This window comes from Pseudoalteromonas simplex (assembly GCF_015278155.1).
Lineage (GTDB): Bacteria > Pseudomonadota > Gammaproteobacteria > Enterobacterales > Alteromonadaceae > Pseudoalteromonas > Pseudoalteromonas simplex.
Window position 1 is genome coordinate 48,998 of sequence record NZ_JADILN010000016.1, and the last position, 6,000, is coordinate 54,997.

Consider the following 6,000-nt stretch of genomic DNA (forward strand, 5'->3'; position numbering starts at 1 on the left):
CAAGGATGAAGCTATGTCTTGGTTTAAGCAATTATGGCAAAATAGCCGCGAAAAAGGCCTGTATTACGAAAAGCAGGCTGAACAATATTTAATACAACATGGTTTAAAAGCCATTGAACGCAATTACTTATGTAAATACGGTGAGCTAGACCTAATAATGCGTGACGGGCAAACGCTGGTATTTGTAGAAGTAAAATTTAGAAAAAACGCCTTGCGTGGTGGCGCAAACTATGCGCTCAGCAAACAAAAGCAGCAACGATTAAGGCGCACGATTAGCCATTATCTTGCCGAGAAAAAGATCTCAAACCAGTCTATGCGGATAGATTATGTCGCTATAACAGGTGAGCTTAACAGCACCCTAAACTGGTTTAAAAATGTTTACTAACGCCGTTTGGCGTCGGCTTAATTTGGTAGGTTATGCAAGAAACGATAAAAAAAATCTTTACTGAAAATATTCAAGTTCAAATAGCGGCAGGTGAAGTACTGCCAAGCGCACTTGAATCAGCAGCATTCACCATTGCACAAAGCCTCATTAACGGCAATAAGCTGTTATGTTGTGGCACTCCTAGCTGTCATATGTTGGCACAGCACATGGCAGGGCTATTAATTAACTTTTATGAAACCGAGCGCCCTTGCCTACCCGCAGTTGCGCTTGCACAAGATCAAGTTAACTTAGGCGCTGCAGCCAATAACGATGAGCACGAAACCTTTGCACGACAAATTCGTGCATTTGCTCAGCAAGGCGACCTTTTATTAGCAATTGCAGTTAATGGTAATGAAAAGCAAATTATCTCAGCAGTTGAAGCGGCACTGACTCGTGATATGAAAGTGATTGTGCTTGTTGGTGATGACGGCGGTGAATTAGTTGGCTTACTTGGCCCAAATGACGTTGAAATTCGTGTGCCATCAAAGCGCCCAAGCCGTATCGTTGAGTCGCATTTAGTGAATTTGCACTGCCTCAGTGAACTTATCGATTTAACCTTATTCCCACAGGAAGAAAATTAATGTTTAAACAGTCTTTAATTGTTATTAGTACCGTTTTATTGCTGCAAGGCTGTGCAGCTGCCGTTGTCGCCGGTACAGCGGGCGCTGTAACTGCCGCGAATGATCGCCGCACGATTGGTTCACAAATCGACGATAACAACATCGAAATTAAAAGTTCTATTGCTATCAGCGAAAATGAGCGCCTACATAAATTTGCTAACGTTAACGTCATTAGCGTTAATGGCATTGTGCTAATGATTGGCCAAGTTGCTAACGCAGAAATGAAAGACGAAGCACAACGCGCTATTGAAGGCGTTGATGGCATTCGTAAAATCCACAACCAAATTCGCATTGGTTCAAATATTGGTATGAGTACGCAAACGCACGACTCTTGGTTAACTTCTAAAGTGAAAACGCAATTGCTCACCACAGAAAGCATCAGCAGCAATAACATCAAAGTAGTAACAGAGAATGGCGAAGTCTTTTTAATGGGCTTAGTGAGCGATTCTGAAGCGAATTTGGCGGTTGATGTAGCACGTAACGTATCAGGCGTTGAACGTGTTATTAAAGTGTTTGAATATCTGTAACGCTAAATAGTTAATTAATAATAAAAAACCCGCTAAATAGCGGGTTTTCTTTTGTCTGACTAAGGTTACTTAATCACTCGTAAGTGAGCACCTTTTTTCTTCTCTGGTTTAGCAGGTGGTTCATCATCTGGCGTAATATCGTCAGGTGTTTCAACACTTTCTAATACCGGAGCAAAATCGTCTTCGTCCTCGATGAATTCTTCTGCAGTAAATACAGTCCCTTCACCATTCTCACGTGCATAAATTGCGAGCACAGCACCCATAGGTACGTACACTTGCATTGGTTGGCCACCAAAGCGCGCATTAAAGCTAAGCTGTTGGTTGTCCATTGCAAATTGTGTTACCGCTGATGGGCTAATGTTCAAAACGATCTGACCGTCTTGCACAAACTGTGTTGGTACTTGTACAGCAGGAAAATCAGCGTTAACCACTAAGTGTGGTGTGCACTGATTATCAACAATCCAATCAAAGAAAGCGCGTAGTAAATAAGGACGATTAGGCGTCATTATAAACGGATCTCACGCTCTGCTTCAGTTAGTGAAGCTTGGAATGATTCACGCTCAAATAAACGCAACATGTATTCTTTAAGCTCTTTCGCGCCTGCACCATTAAGCTCAATGCCAAGCTCAGGTAAACGCCAAAGTAATGGTGCTAAGTAACAATCAACTAAGCTGAACTCTTCACTCATGAAGTAAGGTGCTTCAGAGAAGATTGGTGCAATTGCAAGTAACGCTTCTGTCAGCTCTTTACGTGCTTGCGCTGCTTCGCTGCTACCGCTAGTGATTTTGTTAGCTAGGCTATACCAATCCGTGTCGATACGATGCATCATCAGACGACTACGGCCACGCATAACCGGATAAACTGGCATTAGTGGAGGATGAGGGAAACGTTCATCAAGGTATTCCATGATGATGTTTGCCTGATATAAACCAAGCTCACGATCGATCAGTGTTGGTACTGTACCGTAAGGGTTAATCTCATGAAGTGCTTCTGGCAGGTTATCCTTTTCAGCCAGGTGAATGTCAACACTTACACCTTTTTCAGCAAGTACGATACGTACTTGATGGCTATACATACAGTTAGCACCAGAAAACAGGGTCATTACAGGGCGCTTATTGGCAGCTACGGCCATGCCTACCTCCATTATATTACAAAAACAGCAATAGGGGCTTAAGCCCCTATCACAAAACTACCTTTCAAAATGCCCAGGATTAGTGAACATCTCTCCAGTATTCTTTCTTCAGCATGAATGCCAAGATAAATAGAATCACTAGGAAACCAATTACCTTTAGACCTAACGCTTCTGACTCTAAACGTGACGGCTCGCCAACGTAAGCTAAGAAGTTAGTTAAGTCACGAGCAGCACGATCGTACTCGTCAACACTCATTTCACCAGAACCATCTGTCTCAACGCCAACAACTTTAGTCACTGTGTGACCATGTTCTTCCACTTCTTCAGTGATTGGTGTTGGTAAGCCTTGTAGTTCTTGAAGAACGTGTGGCATACCTACCGATGGGAAAACAACGTTGTTTACGCCAAACGGACGAGATTCATCTTTATAGAATGACTTCAGGTAAGTATAGATCCAGTCAGTACCACGAACTCGCGCTACAAGCGTAAGATCCGGTGGCGCTGCGCCAAACCATTTAGCTGCGTCATCTTTATCAATCGCATTTTTGATGTGGCTACCTACTTTTGAGCCATCAAAAATTAGTTGCTCTTGACCAATCTCAGTAGGAATACCGATATCGCGGAACGTACGCTCATAACGTTGATACTGCATTTGGTGACAACCAAGACAGTAGTTCATGAACAATTTAGCACCGCGCTGTAAAGATGCGTTATCTTTAAGGTCAATGTTCGCATCCATTAAAGGAACCGAAGGACCTGCTGCCATTGTCAACGATGGCAACAATGCGAATAAACCGATAATTAGCTTTTTCATCATTTCGTCAACCTCGTTGGTAATGGCTTAGTTTTCTCATTCTTGCTGTAAACAAATAACAATACGAAGAACATGAAGTATGTCACAGTCGTGATTTGCGATAACAGCGTTTTGAAATCAGTTTGTGGTGTAGCACCAACCCAACCCAAGATAACGAAAGTTACCACGAATTGTGCGATGTTTAACTTGTGTAAGCCACAACGATAACGAATAGAGCGAACCGAACCACGGTCAATCCAAGGAAGTAACGCAAGCACTACGATAGATGCACCCATCGCCACAACACCCATTAACTTGTTAGGTATTGCACGTAGGATTGCGTAGAATGGCGTAAAGTACCAAACTGGGAAAATGTGCTCTGGTGTTTTCAGCGGGTTAGCTGCTTCGAAGTTTGGCGCTTCTAAGAAGAAACCATTCATCGCAGGCATAAAGAATACAACCCAACAGAATAAGATTAAGAAACCAACCACACCCACAATATCTTTTACTGTGTAGTAAGGGTGGAAAGGGATTGCATCAACAATGTCTTTCTTGTTGGTGTAATACTCGTGGAATTTGAATTTAGGCTTATCTTCTTCAGCTACAGTGCCTTTCTTACGCTTGATTTCAACACCATCTGGGTTGTTTGAACCCACTTCGTGTAGTGCAACAATGTGTAAGAATACTAAGATAACGATTACTAAAGGTAATGCAATTACGTGTAGTGCAAAGAAGCGGTTAAGCGTAGCACCAGAAATTACGTAGTCACCACGGATCCAAAGCGTTAAATCATCACCAATAACCGGAATCGCACCGAATAGTGAAATGATTACCTGTGCACCCCAGAAAGACATTTGTCCCCAAGGAAGTAAGTAACCCATGAAAGCTTCAGCCATAAGCGCTAAGAAGATGAACATACCGAATAACCACAGTAATTCACGTGGTTTTTGGTAAGAACCGTAGATCATGCCACGGAACATGTGCAGGTATACAACGATAAAGAACGCTGATGCACCTGTTGAGTGAAGGTAACGAAGTAACCAACCGTATTCAACATCACGCATGATGTATTCTACCGATGCGAAAGCACCTTCAGCAGATGGTACGAAGTTCATTGTTAACCAGATACCAGTTACGATTTGGTTAACAAGTACTAACATGGCTAGAGAGCCAAAGAAGTACCAGAAGTTAAAGTTTTTTGGTGCTGGATACTGTGCAATATGCATGTTCCAAACACGTGTCATTGGAATACGATCGTCGATCCAACCAATAATTTTACCAAACATTACGCCACTCCTTTTTCTTCACCGACTAGAATAGTCGTGTCATCAAGGAAGGTATACGGAGGAATTTCTAGATTTAATGGTGCAGGTACAGATTGGAATACACGACCAGCCATATCAAATTTAGAACCGTGACACGGACAGAAGAAACCGTCATCTGTGCCCTCTACTTTCTCACCAAAGCCACCTTGTAGGAAGCTAGGAGAACAACCTAAGTGCGTACAAATACCAACAGCAACGAAGATCTCAGGACGTTGCGAACGATATTCATTGGTTGATGATTCAGGTTGTTGAGGCTCTTCAGACGCAGGATCACGAAGTTGACCTTCATGTTCTTTCATCTGTTCAAGCATTCTTGGTGTACGATTAATAACCCAAACAGGTTTTCCTCGCCACTCAACACGTATTAATTGTCCTGGCTCAAGCTTGCTGATATCTACTTCTACAGGCGCACCCGCAGATTTAGCTCGCTCACTTGGATTCCAAGACGCAATAAAAGGAACAGCAGCCCCAGCCGCACCAACACCACCAACAACAGAGGTAGCTATGGTTAAAAAGCGACGTCGGCCATTGTCTACAGGCGCATTGCTCATCCACTTATCTCCACTATGATTCCCAACACTTGCCATATTGAGAACATCAGTTACAGCAGGTTAATTTTTAGAAATTTCAAAATAGACGCGATCATAATTAAAACCCTTGATTAAAACAAGGTTATTCACAGTCTCATGCTCGAATAAACCCTATTTAATGAATTATTAATTTAGGTTAGCTCGAGTATGAAGCCGCTGGTTATGATAACGCATATAAAAAAACAATATACTGACCAAGATCAACCTCACTAAGAGGAAACAGAATTCTGCATTAGCTGTTGTTGAACTCACTCACATTACTTGCCCCCCAATTGTAGCAAAAAATTTCATCAATTAACTGATGGATTTAAGCTAATTTTGCTAAATCTTGAAGTTTTTTTACTGTAATACGTACTAATTATTAACAGCGGTTAAATATCGAACGAAAAAAGGTAGGTTTTTGTACTTCAGCTATCAGCTATCAGCTATCAGCTATCAGCTATCTGATCTGACCCCGATAAAGTAGACACGGGGTTTAATTAACTTGTTCGTACTGCATGGGACTTTTATACCCTAGGGTGCCATGCCTTCTTACTGAGTTGTAGTATTTTTCAATATAAAAATACGTTTGTGTTGTCATTTCACTACG

9 protein-coding genes are annotated in these 6,000 nt (G+C 42.0%); 3 read left to right on the forward strand and 6 right to left on the reverse strand.

Annotated features, from left to right (window positions below; all coding sequences use genetic code 11):
• The first annotated feature begins 13 nt into the window (after nt 1-13).
• The 3 genes from IRQ78_RS19340 to dolP are packed head-to-tail and all read left to right on the forward strand — an operon-like array spanning nt 14 to nt 1,571.
• Nucleotides 14-385 (forward strand): YraN family protein, encoded by a 372-nt coding sequence (locus IRQ78_RS19340; RefSeq protein ID WP_138602020.1) that lies wholly within the window; start codon nt 14-16, stop codon nt 383-385.
• 32 nt (nt 386-417) lie between these two features.
• Nucleotides 418-1,005 carry an SIS domain-containing protein gene (locus IRQ78_RS19345; RefSeq protein WP_138602022.1) on the forward strand — a complete coding sequence of 196 codons (588 nt, stop codon included), beginning with the start codon at nt 418-420 and terminating at the stop codon, nt 1,003-1,005.
• Nucleotides 1,005-1,571 carry a division/outer membrane stress-associated lipid-binding lipoprotein gene (dolP, locus tag IRQ78_RS19350; protein ID WP_054554183.1) on the forward strand — a complete coding sequence of 189 codons (567 nt, stop codon included), beginning with the start codon at nt 1,005-1,007 and terminating at the stop codon, nt 1,569-1,571. Before IRQ78_RS19345 ends, dolP begins: the two co-directional genes overlap by 1 nt.
• Nucleotides 1,572-1,636: 65 nt before the next feature.
• On the opposite strand, the gene IRQ78_RS19355 is transcribed toward dolP, so the two are convergent.
• From IRQ78_RS19355 to IRQ78_RS20860, 6 genes are all read right to left on the reverse strand, one after another.
• Entirely contained in the window at nt 1,637-2,077 is a 441-nt protein-coding gene (locus tag IRQ78_RS19355; RefSeq protein WP_054554182.1) for a ClpXP protease specificity-enhancing factor, read from the reverse strand.
• On the reverse strand, nt 2,077-2,703 hold the full coding sequence (gene sspA / locus IRQ78_RS19360) for a stringent starvation protein SspA (RefSeq protein ID WP_054554181.1): 627 nt from the start codon (nt 2,701-2,703) through the stop codon (nt 2,077-2,079). The genes IRQ78_RS19355 and sspA overlap by 1 nt, the downstream gene beginning before the upstream one ends.
• Before the next feature lie 79 nt (nt 2,704-2,782).
• Nucleotides 2,783-3,520, reverse strand: coding sequence for a cytochrome c1 (locus IRQ78_RS19365; protein WP_054554180.1), 738 nt, complete (start codon nt 3,518-3,520; stop codon nt 2,783-2,785).
• Nucleotides 3,517-4,782 (reverse strand): cytochrome b, encoded by a 1,266-nt coding sequence (locus IRQ78_RS19370; protein ID WP_054554179.1) that lies wholly within the window; start codon nt 4,780-4,782, stop codon nt 3,517-3,519. Before IRQ78_RS19370 ends, IRQ78_RS19365 begins: the two co-directional genes overlap by 4 nt.
• Nucleotides 4,782-5,372, reverse strand: a complete 591-nt coding sequence (gene petA / locus IRQ78_RS19375; protein ID WP_054554178.1) for a ubiquinol-cytochrome c reductase iron-sulfur subunit — start codon at nt 5,370-5,372, stop codon at nt 4,782-4,784. Before petA ends, IRQ78_RS19370 begins: the two co-directional genes overlap by 1 nt.
• Nucleotides 5,373-5,886: 514 nt before the next feature.
• Nucleotides 5,887-5,991 (reverse strand): IS3 family transposase, encoded by a 105-nt coding sequence (locus IRQ78_RS20860; protein ID WP_138602026.1) that lies wholly within the window; start codon nt 5,989-5,991, stop codon nt 5,887-5,889.
• Nucleotides 5,992-6,000: the final 9 nt, after the last annotated feature.

Coding starts and splice junctions, on each gene's coding strand:
- IRQ78_RS19340 (WP_138602020.1), top strand. CDS start 14: ATGTCTTGGTTTAAGCAATTATGGCAAAATAGCCGCGAAAAAGGCCTG.
- IRQ78_RS19345 (WP_138602022.1), top strand. CDS start 418: ATGCAAGAAACGATAAAAAAAATCTTTACTGAAAATATTCAAGTTCAA.
- dolP (WP_054554183.1), top strand. CDS start 1,005: ATGTTTAAACAGTCTTTAATTGTTATTAGTACCGTTTTATTGCTGCAA.
- IRQ78_RS19355 (WP_054554182.1), bottom strand. CDS start 2,077: ATGACGCCTAATCGTCCTTATTTACTACGCGCTTTCTTTGATTGGATT.
- sspA (WP_054554181.1), bottom strand. CDS start 2,703: ATGGCCGTAGCTGCCAATAAGCGCCCTGTAATGACCCTGTTTTCTGGT.
- IRQ78_RS19365 (WP_054554180.1), bottom strand. CDS start 3,520: ATGATGAAAAAGCTAATTATCGGTTTATTCGCATTGTTGCCATCGTTG.
- IRQ78_RS19370 (WP_054554179.1), bottom strand. CDS start 4,782: ATGTTTGGTAAAATTATTGGTTGGATCGACGATCGTATTCCAATGACA.
- petA (WP_054554178.1), bottom strand. CDS start 5,372: ATGAGCAATGCGCCTGTAGACAATGGCCGACGTCGCTTTTTAACCATA.
- IRQ78_RS20860 (WP_138602026.1), bottom strand. CDS start 5,991: ATGACAACACAAACGTATTTTTATATTGAAAAATACTACAACTCAGTA.